The following is a 14,429-nucleotide window of genomic DNA, read 5'->3' on the forward strand; positions in this document are numbered from 1 at the left end:
TTCACGCTGCTGCGCGATCTGACGCGAAAGAAGCGCGGTTCCTTCGCACTATGCAAGGAAGTGGTACAGCCGCTGATCGAGGCGGGCCCTCTGCACCGTGCGATGCGTCACCGGGCGAGCGGTGCCTCGGTGTCGAGCCCGGCGAGCTTGCCCGGGTTCGCGACGGAGAAGACCTGGGTGATCCGTCCGTCCTCGACGGTGAAGCTCACCGCCGCGAGCAGCTCGCCGCCCACCCGGATCCCTGCGGCGAGCATGCCGTTCACGCGCAGCGGGACCACCGCGAAGGCCGTGTCGAGCTTGGCGATGCTGCCCTGCAGGAACGCCACGACGCGATCGGCGCCGTGCAGAGGGCGCCGGGCGGCATGCCGCACGAGCCCGCCGCTGTCGGTGACCGACACCACGTCGGGGGCCAGCACGTCCATCAGCCCCTGCACGTCGCCGGAGTTCATCACCGCGATGAAGCGCTGCACGGCGAGGTCGTGCTCGGAGGCGTCGACCGTGACGCGCGGACGCCGGGCGGCCACGTGGTCACGGGCGCGGTGCGCGATCTGCCGCACCGCCGCCGGCGTCTTGCCCACCGCGTCGGCGATCTCGTCGAACGGCACGTCGAACACCTCGCGCAGCACGAACACCGCCCGCTCGGTCGGACCCAGCGTCTCGAGCACTGTGAGCATCGCGACCGACACGCTCTCCGCGAGCACGACGTCGTCCGCCACATCCGGCGTCGTCAGCAGCGGCTCCGGAAGCCACGGGCCCACGTACTCCTCGCGCCGACGGGATGCCGTCCGCAGCAGGTTCAGGGACTGCCGGGTCACGGTGCGCACCAGGTAGGCGCGCGGATCGCGCACGTCGTCGCGGTCGGCCGCCGCCCAGCGCAGCCAGGACTCCTGCAGCACATCCTCGGCATCGGCGGCGGATCCGAGGATCTCGTATGCGACGGTGAACAGCAGGCCGCGGTGCGCGACGAAGGGATCCTCGGATCGCGGTCCTGTCGTGTCGCTCATGACGCCGACGCTACGCGGGTCTCCGCCGTGGTCGCCAGCGGCGCCAGTCCGCAGGCGTCTGCGAAGCCGTCGGAGTGGATGCCGAGCGCGATGTTCGCCCTGGCGGTCGCGTTGAGGTAGCCGACCTTCGCCGCGAGCTCCAGCAGCGCCGGCGCTCCGATCTCGGCGAGCAGTGCGTCGGAGAGCTCATCGGTGACGGTGGGCGGGGTCTGGCTCATCGCCTCGGCGTACTCCATCACCAGGCGCTCCCGTGGCGTGAACCGGGTCGAGTCGCGCCAGATCGGCACCTCGCGGGCCTTCTCCTCGTCGAGCCCGTGGTCGTGCGCCATGAAGTAGTGCAGGTCGAGGCAGAAGCTGCAGCCCACCGTCGCGGCCGCCGCCATGGTCGCCAGCGTCGACAGGCCCTTGTCGAGCTCGCGCCACTTCTCGGTCTTGCCGCCGAAGCTCATCATGTCCATCATCACGGGCCGGTGCTGCCACATCACCCCGATCGAGTCGGGCACGAGACCCAGCTTGCGCCGCGCCATGGTCTTCACCAGTGCGCCGAACGGGCCGGTCACCGCGACTGCCGGGATCCTGGTCGTCTTCGTCATGATCTGCTCCTCCTGTGGCGCGTTTCTCGCGCCTTCGACATGGAGACACCGGTCGACCCCGATGTGTGACATCCGGATCCGATATTCGCCTCGTGCCACGATGGATCCGTGGACACGACGACCTTCGCAGCGACCGACGGCTTCCCGCACACCGCGCTGGTCGGCGTCACCGGCCCCGAGCAGGCGCTCGCCGTGCAGGGGGATCCGCAGGCCGTCCTTCCGCTCGCCTCGGTGACCAAGCCGCTCACCGCATGGGGTGTGTTCGTCGCGATCGAGCGCGGGCTGGTGGATCTGGACGAGCCGGCCGGCCCTGCGGGAGCGACGGTGCTGAACCTGCTCGACCACACCAGCGGATTGCCCATGGAGGGGGAGGGGCCGCTGAAGGCTCCCGGCGAGCGGCGCATCTACTCGAATGCCGGGTTCGACGCGCTCGCCGCGCACGTCTCCGACGCCGTCGGCATGGACTTCGCGGACTGGATGCTGCGGGAGGTCACGCTGCCGCTCGGCATGGGGCGCACGGATGTCACCGGACGGCCGTCGGCGGGGGCGTCGGCCTCGATCGAGGATCTGCTCATCTTCGGACGCGAGGTGCTCCGCCCGACGCTCATCCCGGCGGCGCTGCGCGACCTCGCCCTCACCGTCTCGCACCCCGGCCTGCGCGGGATCGTGCCCGGTTACGGGGCGTATCCCGACAACCAGTGGGGACTCGGCTTCGAGCTCAAGGACTCCAAGTCGCCGCATTGGATGAGCGACACCCTGCCGCCCGAGACGGCCGGCCACTTCGGCGCGCTCGGCAGCTTCCTGCTCATCGACCGCTCGCGGGACCTCGCCGCCGCGTTCCTCTCCGGCGTCCCGTTCGGCGAGGAGCACAAGCGGATCTGGCCCGCGCTGACCGAGGAGATCGTCACGCGCTACGGACGCTGATCCGGATCCGGTCTTCAGGATCCGGCGACCGCGCGTGCGTACCTCTCCGACAGCACCTGCAGTCGGGGGATCAGCTCGGGCGGTGACTCGACGGTGAAGTCCATCATCAGCATCCCGATGTACGCGGCCACCGTGTCGAGGCTGTCGGCGCCCGTGACCAGCACGCAGTGGTCGGCGTCGATCGGCTCGACGACGCCCACGGTCGGGTTGATCCGGTCGAGGACGGCCTGCGCCGGCGCGTCGATGCGCAGCCGGGCGTGCACCGCCCATCCGCTCGCCGCGATCGTGCGCATCGCGAATGCCGTGTAGTCGCCGCCGGGGAGCGGTTGCGGATCGAACCGGCGACGGGTCGGCATGCGCAGCGACATCCAGTCCACTCGGTAGGTGTGCCACGCGCCGGAGGCGGGATCGCGCGCGACGAGGTGCCAGCGCCGCTGCCAGCTGAGCAGACGGTACGGCTCGACGAGCACAGCTGCGTCCTGGTAGTCGAAGCGCAGCCACTCGACATCGCGGATCGCCGCGGCGGTCGCAGCGAGCACGGCGGGATCCACTTCGGGATCCGGGGCGTCGGTGCCGACGTTCTCCTGGCCGCGGTCGATCGTCGAGCCGAGGGCGTCGACGAGCGGACGCAAGTGGGAGGGCAGCACCTGTTCGATCTTGGCGAGGGCTCTGGCGCCCGACTCCTCGACCCCGGTCACTCCCGCGGCCATCTGCAGGCCCACGGTCACCGCGACGGCCTCCTCGTCGTCCAGCAGCAGCGGGGGCAGCTGCCCGCCCGAACCGAGGCGGTATCCGCCCACCGAGCCGCGCACGGCATCCACCGGATAGCCGAGGTCTCGGAGTCGCTCGATGTCGGCGCGGACGGTTCGCGGACTCACATCGAGCCGGGCCGCGAGCTCGGCGCCGGTGCGGCCGGATCCCGTCTGCAGCAGCGAGAGCAGGGCGAGGAGGCGGGCAGAGGGGCTTGTCATCGGATCCTCGAAGAAGTTCTCGCATTAGGAACGAATCCAGCCTAATGGCCTTCTACCGTGGAACACATGAACACCACCGCAGCCCTCGTCATCCGCCCCTTCACCGTCTCCGTCACCGACGCCGAGGTCGCCGACCTTCAGGACCGGCTCGCCCGCACTCGCCTGCCGCAGCCGGCCCCCGCCGACGATTGGACCACCGGCACCCCGAACGACTACCTCCGCGAGGCGCTCGCCGCCTGGCGCGCTTTCGACTGGCGCGCCGCTGAGGCCCGCATCAACGCCTTCGCGCACTTCGTCGCCGAGATCGACGGCCAGGACATCCACTTCATCCACGTGCGCTCGGCGCATGAAGGGGCGACGCCGCTGCTGCTGGCGCACACGTACCCCGGATCCTCGGTCGACTACCTCGACGTGATCGACCGCCTCGTCGACCCCGTGGCATACGGCGGCCGCGCGGAGGACGCGTTCGACGTGGTCGTCCCCGATGCGCCGGGATACGGCTTCTCCCAGCCCGTGACCGACGCCGGATGGACGATGCCCCGCGTCGCCCGGGCCTACGACCAGCTCATGCGGGGCCTCGGATACGAGAGCTACGGCGTGCACGGATCCGACAACGGTGCGATGGTCGCGCGCGAGCTCGGACTGCTGAGCCCCGAGGGCTTCCTCGGCCTGCACGTGCTGCAGCTGTTCTCGTTCCCCTCGGGCGACCCGAGCGAGTTCGAACGCCTCGAGCCGGCCGACTACGCGGGGCTCGAGCACATGCAGTGGTTCCAGTCGGTCGGCGGCTACAACACGATGAACGCCTCCCGGCCGCAGACGGTCGCGGTCGGGCTCAGCGACTCCCCGATCGGGCTGCTGGCGTACAGCGAGCTGTTCAACAGCTTCGGCAACGGCACCTCGCTCGTGCCGCTGGAGAAGATCCTGCTCGAGGTCAGCGTGAACTGGTTCGCGAACGCCGCCGCGGGCATGAGCCGCAGCTACTTCGAGAACGCCCAGGCGCAGACCGAGCCGCAGGTGAACCACGCGCGCACCGGCGTCGCCGTCTTCAAGGACGACTTCCAGACGATCCGCGTCTTCGCCGAGCGCGACAACGACAACATCGTGCACTGGAGCCGCTTCGACGAGGGCGGCCACTTCGCCGCACTGGAGCGTCCCGACCTGCTCGCCGGCGACGTCCGCGCGTTCTTCGCAGGGACCCGTGAGGGCTGAGCGGCCGAGCCGCCGCCCGGATCCGTCATCGTGTTGCGGGCGGCGGCTCTCGTCCGAGGTGAGCGGGGTAGCCTCGGACCCGGGCCGATCCGGTCCGTCGTCCGTCCCTCACCCGAAGGAGATCCGCCATGGCCGAGGTCGAGAGCTTCACCCTGGACCACACCGCCGTCAAGGCGCCCTACATCCGCCTGATCGGCGTCGAGCAGGGACCGCGCGGCGACGAGATCTCCAACTTCGACGTGCGTTTCGTGCAGCCGAACGAGGGGGAGATCCCGACCGCGGCGCTGCACACGATCGAGCACACGCTGGCCTCGCTGCTGCGCGACCGCGTGGACGGCGTCATCGACATCTCGCCGTTCGGCTGCCGCACCGGCTTCCACCTGATCACCTGGGGCCGCCCCGAGGTGCCGGCGCTCGTCGAGGCCGTCACCGACAGTCTGCGCTTCATCGCCGAGAAGGCCGAGTGGAGCGACGTCCCCGGTGTCAGCGCGATCGAGTGCGGCAACTACCGCGACCACAGCCTGCACGGCGCGCGCGAATGGTCGGCGCGGATCCTCGAGCAGGGGATCAGCCGCGATGCGTTCACGCGCGTGCTGAACTGATCCGCGCACCACGTTTCGTCTCGGTCGGCTTCGCCGTCCTCGCTCAACGACCCCGGGGCGAGGATCGTGGGTGCCCCGGGCGTTACCGTCCGCCGGAACCCCCACGAGCCGCCGAAACCCCCACGTGCGTGCGCGAACGCATGGGGGTTTCGACGCTGCGCGGGGGTCTCGGCGGTCAGGCCCGGGCGATGCGCAGCGTCCGCACCTCGAAGGGACGCAGCGACAGCGCCTCTCCGGTGCGCGGTGCGTCCAGCTCGTCCTCGATGAGCGAGGCCTCCCGGATGCCGCCGTGCTCGAACCCGACGGACAGGGATCCGCTCGCACGCCGGCCCAGCGACTCGTAGACGCGCACGATCACGTCGCCGGAGCGATCGTCGGCGAGCTTCACGCTCGACACCACGACGCCCTCTCCGGTCACGGCGACCAGCGGCTCGACCTCGTGCGCGCCGCGGACGACGGTCGACGGGGCGTTCAGTGCGATGCCCTCGGCCGTCGCGATCGCGGCGTCGGCGCCGATCACCAGTCCCACCTGGATCTCGTGCCGGCCGTGGTCGGTGTCGGGGTCGGGGAAGCGTGGGGCGCGCAGCAGCGACAGGCGCACGGTGGTGGTGACGTCGTCGCCGTCCACGTCGCGGGTGGTGTCGAAGCCGTAGATCGAGTCGTTCACGAGCGCGGCGCCGAAGCCGCCGTCCTCCTGCGCGAGCACGAAGCGGTGCATGGACGTCTCGAACTTGGCGGCCTCCCAGCTCGTGTTCACGTGCGTGACCCGGCGCTGGAAGCCGAACTGCGTCTCGGCCGCCGTCTCGCGGGCGAACACGTCCAGCGGGAAGGCCAGCTTGAGCAGCTTCTCGGTCTCATGCCAGTCGATCTCGTTGCGCAGCAGCACCGTGCGCGAGCCGGGGCGCAGCGTGATCGTCTGCCGCAGAGAGGACTCCGAGAACGGCCGCTCCACGGCGATCGTCGCCACGCCGCCCTCCACGGACGCCGCGATCGACGACACCGCCACGAGGTCTTCCACGCGGTTGCGGTAGTACTTGTCGATGTCCCACGCATCCCACATGTTCGGGAAGTCCTGGTGCAGCTGGAACAGGTTCGCGGGCTTGCCGGCCGGGATGCTCTCGCGACCCGTCGCCTTGTCGATCGCGGAGGTGATCAGGCCCTCGGCCGAGATCGTGACCGTGACGAGGTCGTTCTCGATGCGGAAGCCGGATCCGGTCTCCGTGAGGGAGACCCCCTGCTCCGTGACGTTGCCGCGTTTCGTTTCGGTCGCGTTGCGCGCGTCCTCGCTCAACGACTCCGAAGAGGTGGTGAAGCCGGCGCCGAGCGCGCGGGCGCCGGATCCGACGCCGACCGACGTCGGCGTGAACACCAGCTCGAGATCTCCCGAACCTGCGAGCGCGGCGCGCGCCTCGGAGGACAGGGCGCGGGCCTCGTCGAGCACGCCGGACAGCACCGAGACGGCCTCGCGGTGCACCCATGCGATCGAGGTGCCGGGGAGGATGTCGTGGAACTCGTGCAGCAGCACGGTCTCCCACAGCCGGTCCAGCTCATCGTGCGGGTAGGCCGCGCCGAGGCGCACCGCCGCGGTCGAGGCCCACAGCTCGGCCTCGATGAGCGCCTGCTCGGCCCAGCGGTGCAGCGCCTTCGTGGCGTGCTGGCTGGTGAGCGTGCCGCGGTGCAGCTCGAGGTAGAGCTCGCCGACCCAGACGGCCGGATCCGGCAGCTCCGCCTTGGCAGCGTCGAAGAACTCATCGGGGTGGATCCACTCGACCTGGGCGGATCCCTCGAGCGAAGCCAGGCGGGAGGCCTTGCCGGTCATCTCGCGGGTCGTGCCGCCGCCGCCGTCGCCCCAGCCGACCGGGGCGATCGAACGCGTCGCGACGCGGTTCTCCTTGAACTGGCGCGACGCCTTGGCGACCTCCATTCCGCTCAACTGCGAGTTGTACGTGTCCATCGGCGGGAAGTGCGTGAAGATCCGCGACCCGTCGATGCCCTCCCAGTCGAAGCTGTGGTGCGGGAACACGTTGCGCTGGTTCCAGGAGATCTTCTGCGTGAAGAACCACTCGAAGCCGGCCCGGCGCATGAGCTGCGGAAGGGCGGGGGAGTAGCCGAAGCTGTCGGGCAGCCACACGCCCTTGGAGCGGATCCCGAACTCGCGCTCGAAGAAGCGCTGGCCGTGCGAGAACTGCCGCACGAGCGACTCGCCGGTCGGCATGACCGTGTCGGACTCGACCCACATGCCGCCCAGCGGCAGGAAGCGGCCCTCGGCGACGGCGGCCTTGATCCGCGCGTAGACCTCGGGGCGGTGCTCCTTCATCCACGCGTACTGCTGTGCGCTGGACATGCCGTAGCGGAACTGCGGCTGCTCCTCGAGCAGGGTCGTCATCGACGAGGTGGTGCGGGCCACCTTGCGCACGGTCTCGCGCAGCGGCCACAGCCAGGCGGAGTCGATGTGCGCGTGCCCGATGGCGGCGATGCGATGCGCGCTGGCGTCGGCGGGTGCGGCCAGCACGTCGGCCAGCTGCGCCCTCGCCTCGCCCGCGGTCTCGATGATGCGCTGCAGGTCGAGCACGTCGAGTGCATCGTCGAGCGCCTGCAGGATGCGCATGCGGCGTGGGCTGGTCTCGGGAAGCTCCGCCTGCAGCTCCAGCAGCACCTCGAGATCGAGGGACAGCTCGAACACCTCGGGTTCGAACACCGCGAGGTCCATGTGCCGCACGCGGTAGAGGGGATCCGGCGAGGAGGTGAGGATGTCCCCTTCCTGCGTCGGCAGGAAGGGGTGGTAGTCCAGCAGCACGGGGTTGGAGGCGCCCTCGAGGTACAGCTCGATCGCCTCCTCGCCCTCGGCGCGCTCCGTGACGGGCAGCCACTGGTTGCGCGGGTTGAGGCTCTTCACCGGGACCGGCTCGCCGTCGGCGCCGACGCGATACGCGAGGGCCTCGCACTGGAAGCCGGTCATGTTGATGTCGAAGCCGAGGTCGACGAGTGCCTCGACGCGCTTGCCGGCCCACTCGGCCGGCACGGTGCCGCGGATCCGGAACCAGGTGGTGCCCCACGCGGGCCCCCACTGCTGGCCGGCACTGAACGGCGCGAACTCGAGCGCCACGCCCTCGGCGGCCGGGATCGGCTCGCCCGGCAGCGCGTGCGCGGCGATCTCCAGGGGGATTCGGGCGGAGTGGACGGCAGGGCGCACGCGCTCGCCGAGCACGCGGGTCACGCGGCCGACGGTGAGCGAGGTCTCTTCGTGCACGGGGTGCTCCTTCGCGGTGCGAGAATGTCAGAACGCCTGGGGAGATCCTCTCCCACAGGGCCAACTAAAACGATCTAGTACGGTGAGTCTATGTCACAGGCGAAGCGCATCACCATCGCCGATATCGCCCGGCTCGCCGGAGTGTCTCCCGGTGCGGTCTCCTTCGCGCTGAACGGGCGCCCCGGCGTCAGCGAGCAGACCCGGCAGCGCATCCTCGACATCGCCGAGGAGCACCAGTGGCAGCCGAGCTCGGCCGCCCGTGCTCTGGTCGGATCCCGCGCCGGCGTGGTCGGCTTCGCCGTGAACCGACCGGCCCGCACGCTCGGCACCGAGGCGTTCTTCACCGACCTCATCGCCGGCGTGCAGTCGGCGCTGGCCCAGCACGGCGTCGCGCTGCAGCTGGTCGTGGTCTCCTCGATCGAGGAGGAGATGGCGACCTACCGGCGCTGGCGCAGCGCGAATCAGGTCGACGGCGTGATCGTGATCGACCCGCGCGACGACGATCCGCGTCTGGCCCTGCTCCCGAGCCTGCCGCTGCAGGCCGTCGTGATCGGCAGCAGCGACAGCGCCGGCGATCCCCCCGCCATCTGGCTCGACGACGAGGCCGCCGCGCACGCGCTGTTCGACTACCTCGCGGCGCTCGGACACCGGGAGATCGCGTACGTCTCCGGGCCCGCCGAGTTCCAGCACACCCGCATCCGCGCCGACGTGCTCTCGGCACTCGCCGCCCGGGGCGTGGTGGGAGAGACGCTCGTCACCGACTTCTCCCCGGCGGCAGCGACCTCGGCCACGCGCACGCTGCTCAGCCGCGCGTCCCGCCCCACGGCGGTCGTCTACGACAATGACGTGATGGCCATCGCGGGGCTCCGCGTCGCCCAGGAGATGGGCGTGGTGGTGCCGCAGGCGCTGTCGGTGGCGTCGTTCGACGACTCCGTGGTGACCGGGCTCGTGCATCCCTCGATCACCTGCCTCACCCGTGACACCTTCGCGCTCGGCGAGCAGGCGGCGGCGTTCCTGCTGGAGCGGATCGGATCCGCGGATCCGCTGCCGTCCCGCCGTGGCCCTGCCCCCGCGCTCACGATCCGGGAGAGCACGGCGGCGCCGTCGCGCTGAGCGCATCGCGTCGAGCCCGGTCCTCGAGGTCCGACGGCGGGCCGCGCGGGACAGCGGGCCGTCGGGCGACGGCGAGTGCGGCTGCACGGGGTGCGTCCGGGCGCGTTCGATAGAGTGCTCTGGGCCGACGAGAGGATTCGCAGATGACGCCGGAGACCGTGAAGAAGCACCAGGACTACAACCCGGGGCCGCGCGTGGGGATCACCTTCTCCACCTTCGACCTGCTGCACGCGGGGCACATCATGATGCTGGCCGAGGCCAAGCGCCAGTGCGACTACCTCATCTGCGGCCTGCAGATGGACCCGACCCTGGACCGCCCGGAGAAGAACGCTCCCACCCAGACCGTGGTCGAGCGCTACATCCAGTTGCGCGGATGCGAGTACGTGGACGAGATCGTCCCGTACTCGACCGAGCAGGACCTCGAGGACATCCTCCGCTCGTTCAAGCTCGACGTGCGCATCGTCGGCGACGAGTACGAGGACCGCGACTTCACCGGCCGCGCGTACTGCGAGGAGGCCGGGATCGAGCTGTACTTCAACAGCCGCGACCACCGCTTCTCCAGCTCCGGCCTGCGCAAGATCGTTGCGGCCAAGGAGGCCGAGCGCGAGGCGCGTAACTGACGTCGGCTTCTCGTCGCTGAGGTGACTCAGAGCCAGGGCGACGGGTCCCAGTCGAAGCTCCGCGCCCACTCCTCCAGCTCGGCGCGCAGCGCGGCCGCGATCTCGGGGTGCTCCGCGGACAGGTCCACGGCCTCCGCCGGATCCTCGTCCAGGTTCGCGAGCATGCTGCTGCCCAGGACGAAAGGCCCGCCCAGGTGCTCCCGGCCGGAGGTCGTGAGCTTCCACGGGCCGCGGCGTGCGGCGAGCTGCGGTCCGTACTCCCAGAACAGGGTGCGCTCGGCGGCCAGCGGCTCGAGCGCACGCAGCGGCGCGAGCACGCTCGAGCCGTCCGCCTCGCCCGCGGCCGGCGCGCCCGTCGCCTCGAGCACGGTCGGAAGCAGGTCCATCATCGCGCCGGGCTCGGTCCAGTCCGCGCCCTGCGGCAGGGCACCGGGCCAGGCGATGATCGCGGGTACGCGGATGCCGCCATCGAACAGCGAGCCCTTGTTGCCGCGCAGGCCGCCCGTGGATCCGCCCTGGTAGTCGATCTCCTCGCCGTTCAGCCAGTTGCGGCTCTCCGTGGAGGGGCCGTTGTCGGAGGAGAAGAACACGATCGTGTCGTCCGTGATCCCCGCCGCGTCGAGCGCGTCCAGGATGCGGCCCACGCCGTCGTCCATGGCGGCGATCATGGCCGCCATGATGCGGCGATCGTCGGGCAGGTCAGGGAAGCGGTCGACGTACTCCTTCGGCGCATGCATCGGGTAGTGCGGCGCGTTGAACGGGACGTAGCAGAGGAACGGCTCGGCGGCGCTGTCCGCGATGAACGAGATCGCCTTCTCCGCGATGACCTCGGTGAGGTAGCGCCCGTTGTCGTAGACCTCGCGTTCGTCGTCCCACAGGTCGTGGACGGGGTTCTGGTTCTGGCCCCAGTAGAAGATGTGCGAGTAGTAGTCGACGCAGCCCGCGAGGAAGCCGAAGTGCTGGTCGAAGCCGCGGTCGAGCGGGCGGTAGCCGGATCCGGTGCCGAGGTGCCACTTGCCGAAGATGCCCGTGCGGTAGCCCTCGTCCTTCAGGCGCGAGGCGAGCGTCGGCTGGGCGGGCAGACCCGCGGTGCCGCGCTTGCCGCCGAGGATCTCCTGCACCCCGGCATGCACCGGGTGGCGGCCGGTCAGCAGCGCCGCGCGCGACGGCGAGCACACGGGCGAGTTCGAGTACCAGTTCGTGAGCCGCACGCCGCGATCCGCCAGCCGGTCCAGATGCGGCGTGCGCACGTCGTCGCCGCCGAAGCAGCCGACATCGCCGTAGCCGAGGTCGTCGGCGTAGATCACCACGACGTTGGGGCGGGTCAAGCGGTGACCTCCGCGGAGTCCTCCGCGCCATCGACGACGGTGTTGTTGGACGAGTAGATCCCGGATCCCGTGCGCAGGTCGGGATGGATCAGGTCGGTGATCCCGCGGGCCGCCAGGGCGGCCGGATCCGCCGCGGCGCGCGAGGTGACGAAGGTCACGTCGAGGCCGGCTTCGCAGGCGTCGACCCAGGCCTGGAAGATCGCGCCCCCCGGGCTCATCGCGGCACGGCTGACCGGGATCTCGTCGGCGTCGACCTCGATCACGATCGCCGTCGTGCGGGCCGGCGTCTGCTGTCGCGCGCGCAGCTCGGGGATGATCTCCGCGAAGCGCCGACCGATGGGCTTGGCCTCGCCGGCCTGGTCGATCAGCCCCAGGGAGTACTCGAGCTCGGGGTAGTCCGCGAGCTCGCGGCCCACGTCGTGGGAGCACCACCAGGTGACGCCCCAGAGGTTCTCCGTGCGCACCGCGGCGCGCACCGTCGCCTCGAGGAAGTCGGGGGTCTGCTCGGGTGTCAGGCAGTTCGACGGGGCGCCGACCTCCTGCAGCCAGACCGGGCGCTGCGGATCCGTCGCGAAGGCGCGGGAGAGTTCGATCATGTACTCGGCATGGCGGTCGCTGGCAGCGCTGCGTCCGCCGTAGCGCTGCGCGGTGCCGTTGAAGATCCACGAGTGCACCGTGGTCATGGCGCCGATCCGGCTCGCGTGGGTCGGCACGAAGCCGTGCCCGTCCATGTACCAGGCCGCGTCGTACTCGCTGTGCACGTGCGGAAGCCCGGGAGCGGACCGCTCGGCCGCGTCCAGCAGCGCACGGAGCCAGCCCGCGGCCTCGTCGGGTGTGACGGGCCAGGGGTGCGGGTGCACCGCCGCCGAGAACTGGTTCACCTCGTTGCCGAGCGTGAAACCGAGGAAGTTCGGCGCGTCGACGAGCGCGGCGCCGAGGCGCTCGACGAGTGCGACCTGGCCGCTCAGCGCGAGGGGGTGCGTGAACATGTTCTTGTCGTGCCACGTGAACAGCCACGACGGGATGAAGTCGAAGCTCGACAGGTGCCCCTGGATCACGTCGACCGACGCGTCCAAGCCGAACTCCGCGGCGACGTCGACCACGGCGCGGACGTCGGCGATCGCCTTGTCGCGGATGAGGGTGCGGTTGGGCTGCAGCACCGGCCAGAGCGGGAAGATCCGCACGTGGTCGAGGCCGAGCGCGGCGAGTCCGGCGAAGTCGCGGCGCACCGCGTCGAAGTCGAGGTCGAGCCAGGCGTGCATCCACTCCTTCGACGGGGTGTAGTTCGCGCCGAACCGCAGCGGGGCGGCCCCGTCCGTGGCGGGGGAGAGTGCGGCGTCGGTGCCGAGGGTCATCGAGTACGTCCTTCCGGGACGGGCTGGCGCGGGTGAGGAGAATCGCCGAGGTCCTGCTGGAGATCCCACAGCTTCAGGGTCAGCTCACGCCGGATGCCGGCGTATGCGGGATCGAGATGCACGCTGGTGAGCTCGTACGGATCCCTCTCGAGATCGAACAGCTCCCACTCCGGAGGATAGGACGTGTCGCCCGTGTTGGGCAGTCCCATTCCGTCGGCGTAGTAGTAGATCAGCTTGTAGCGGTCGGTGCGCACGCCGTAGTGCGCCCAGACGTGGTGCATGTGGTCGTCGTGCTCGTAGAACCGGTAGTAGTGCGCGTCTCGCACCGGATCCGGATCCTCCGCGGTCACCAGGTCGACGAGACTGTGCCCCTGCATGCCCTCGGGGGCGGCGACTCCGGCGAACTCGAGCAGGGTCTGCGCGATGTCGACGTTGGAGACGAGTGTCTTGGTGCTCCCGCCGGCGGCGACCCGGGCGGGATAGCTGAGCATGAGCGGCATCCGCAGCGACTCCTCGTACATGAACCGCTTGTCGAACCAGCCGTGCTCGCCGAGGTAGAAGCCCTGGTCCGAGGCGTAGATCGTGACCGTGTCGTCGAACTGGCCCTTCGCCCGCAGGAAGTCGGTGAGCGCCTGCACGCCCTCATCGACAGCGGCCACGCAGCGCAGGTAGTCCTGCATGTAGCGCTGGTACTTCCACACCGCGCGCTCGGCGTAGCCCAGTTCGGCGGGCGGATCCTCCTTGAGGTCGATGTCGGTGAGGTAGTCCGCGATGCGCATCGTGGCATGGTGCGCGGGCGTGCCGCGGCCGTCGTAGTCGTCGTCGAAGGTGGGCGGCAACGGGATCGGATCCGTGAAGAGGTCCGCATGCCGGGGGTGCGGCAGCCAGGGGCGATGCGGGGCCTTGTGCCAGACCAGCACGCAGTACGGCTCGTCGCCCTGCGCGTCCATCCACGCGAGGGCGTGCTCGGTGATGATGTCGGTGACGTAGCCCTCGTAGCGCACCGAGCCTTCGGGTGTGACGAACTCCGGGTCGAAGTACTCGCCCTGATCCGGCAGCACCTCCCAGTGGTCGAAGCCCGCCGGATCGTGGTCGGGGCCGTGGCCGAGGTGCCACTTGCCGAACATCGCGGTGCGGTAGCCCGCCGCCTTCAGCGCGGTGATGAAGGTCTCGTGATCGTTGGTCAGATGCGTGGCGAGCGTGGTGACGGCGCTCGTGTGGCTGTAGGTGCCGGTGAGGAACGCCGCTCGGCTGGGCGTGCACAGCGCGTTCTCGACCAGGGCGCGATCGAAGCGCATCCCCGCCGCGGCGATCGCATCGATGCCGGGCGTGGTGTTCACCGCTGATCCGTAGCAGCCGATGGCATTCGAGGCGTGGTCGTCGGTCAGCACGAACACGATGTTCGGGCGACGGGGGCTGCTCATCGCGTTCCTCCTTGAGTAGCTGAAGGGATTTGGTTC

12 protein-coding genes are annotated in these 14,429 nt (G+C 70.2%); 5 read left to right on the forward strand and 7 right to left on the reverse strand.

All coding sequences use genetic code 11. The features are described from left to right. Positions 1-107 precede the first annotated feature (107 nt). Both LXM50_RS16975 and LXM50_RS16980 read right to left on the reverse strand, forming a co-directional pair. Complete coding sequence (locus LXM50_RS16975) at positions 108-1,004, reverse strand: RNA polymerase sigma-70 factor (protein ID WP_233312659.1); 897 nt, start codon at positions 1,002-1,004, stop codon at positions 108-110. Next, positions 1,001-1,597 (reverse strand): carboxymuconolactone decarboxylase family protein, encoded by a 597-nt coding sequence (locus tag LXM50_RS16980; protein WP_233312660.1) that lies wholly within the window; start codon positions 1,595-1,597, stop codon positions 1,001-1,003. The genes LXM50_RS16975 and LXM50_RS16980 overlap by 4 nt, the downstream gene beginning before the upstream one ends. A 108-nt stretch (positions 1,598-1,705) precedes the next feature. Between LXM50_RS16980 and LXM50_RS16985 the strand changes: the two genes are divergently transcribed. After that, positions 1,706-2,521: a serine hydrolase gene (locus LXM50_RS16985; RefSeq protein WP_233312661.1), complete on the forward strand. Its 816-nt coding sequence runs from the start codon at positions 1,706-1,708 to the stop codon at positions 2,519-2,521. 14 nt (positions 2,522-2,535) lie between these two features. Here the strand turns inward: LXM50_RS16985 and LXM50_RS16990 are convergent, their stop codons facing one another. Then, a complete protein-coding gene (locus tag LXM50_RS16990; protein WP_233312662.1) occupies positions 2,536-3,492 on the reverse strand; it encodes a YafY family protein in 957 nt (318 codons plus the stop codon). Positions 3,493-3,558: 66 nt separating this feature from the next. Here LXM50_RS16990 and LXM50_RS16995 point away from each other — a divergent pair, with 66 nt between their 5' ends. Further along, complete coding sequence (locus tag LXM50_RS16995; RefSeq protein WP_233312663.1) at positions 3,559-4,701, forward strand: epoxide hydrolase family protein; 1,143 nt, start codon at positions 3,559-3,561, stop codon at positions 4,699-4,701. A gap of 128 nt (positions 4,702-4,829) precedes the next feature. After that, complete coding sequence (locus LXM50_RS17000) at positions 4,830-5,303, forward strand: S-ribosylhomocysteine lyase (protein WP_233312664.1); 474 nt, start codon at positions 4,830-4,832, stop codon at positions 5,301-5,303. A gap of 175 nt (positions 5,304-5,478) precedes the next feature. Here the strand turns inward: LXM50_RS17000 and LXM50_RS17005 are convergent, their stop codons facing one another. Continuing rightward, the gene (locus LXM50_RS17005) at positions 5,479-8,553 is read right to left on the reverse strand and encodes a glycoside hydrolase family 38 C-terminal domain-containing protein (RefSeq protein WP_233312665.1); all 3,075 of its coding nucleotides are present in this window, start codon (positions 8,551-8,553) and stop codon (positions 5,479-5,481) included. 90 nt (positions 8,554-8,643) lie between these two features. Between LXM50_RS17005 and LXM50_RS17010 the strand changes: the two genes are divergently transcribed. Then, a complete protein-coding gene (locus tag LXM50_RS17010; protein ID WP_233312666.1) occupies positions 8,644-9,666 on the forward strand; it encodes a LacI family DNA-binding transcriptional regulator in 1,023 nt (340 codons plus the stop codon). 143 nt (positions 9,667-9,809) lie between these two features. Further along, positions 9,810-10,286 carry an adenylyltransferase/cytidyltransferase family protein gene (locus LXM50_RS17015; RefSeq protein ID WP_233312667.1) on the forward strand — a complete coding sequence of 159 codons (477 nt, stop codon included), beginning with the start codon at positions 9,810-9,812 and terminating at the stop codon, positions 10,284-10,286. A 26-nt stretch (positions 10,287-10,312) separates the two neighbouring features. Here the strand turns inward: LXM50_RS17015 and LXM50_RS17020 are convergent, their stop codons facing one another. From LXM50_RS17020 to LXM50_RS17030, 3 genes are read right to left on the reverse strand one after another with little or no spacing between them, the layout of a single operon-like run. After that, positions 10,313-11,614, reverse strand: a complete 1,302-nt coding sequence (locus tag LXM50_RS17020; RefSeq protein ID WP_233312668.1) for a sulfatase-like hydrolase/transferase — start codon at positions 11,612-11,614, stop codon at positions 10,313-10,315. Beyond that, positions 11,611-12,969 carry a glycosyl hydrolase gene (locus tag LXM50_RS17025; protein ID WP_233312669.1) on the reverse strand — a complete coding sequence of 453 codons (1,359 nt, stop codon included), beginning with the start codon at positions 12,967-12,969 and terminating at the stop codon, positions 11,611-11,613. Before LXM50_RS17025 ends, LXM50_RS17020 begins: the two co-directional genes overlap by 4 nt. Continuing rightward, entirely contained in the window at positions 12,966-14,393 is a 1,428-nt protein-coding gene (locus LXM50_RS17030; RefSeq protein WP_233312670.1) for a sulfatase, read from the reverse strand. Before LXM50_RS17030 ends, LXM50_RS17025 begins: the two co-directional genes overlap by 4 nt. Positions 14,394-14,429 lie beyond the last annotated feature (36 nt).

Origin of the sequence: Microbacterium sp. Au-Mic1 (assembly GCF_021341785.1) — a bacterium.
Taxonomy (GTDB): Bacteria; Actinomycetota; Actinomycetes; order Actinomycetales; family Microbacteriaceae; genus Microbacterium.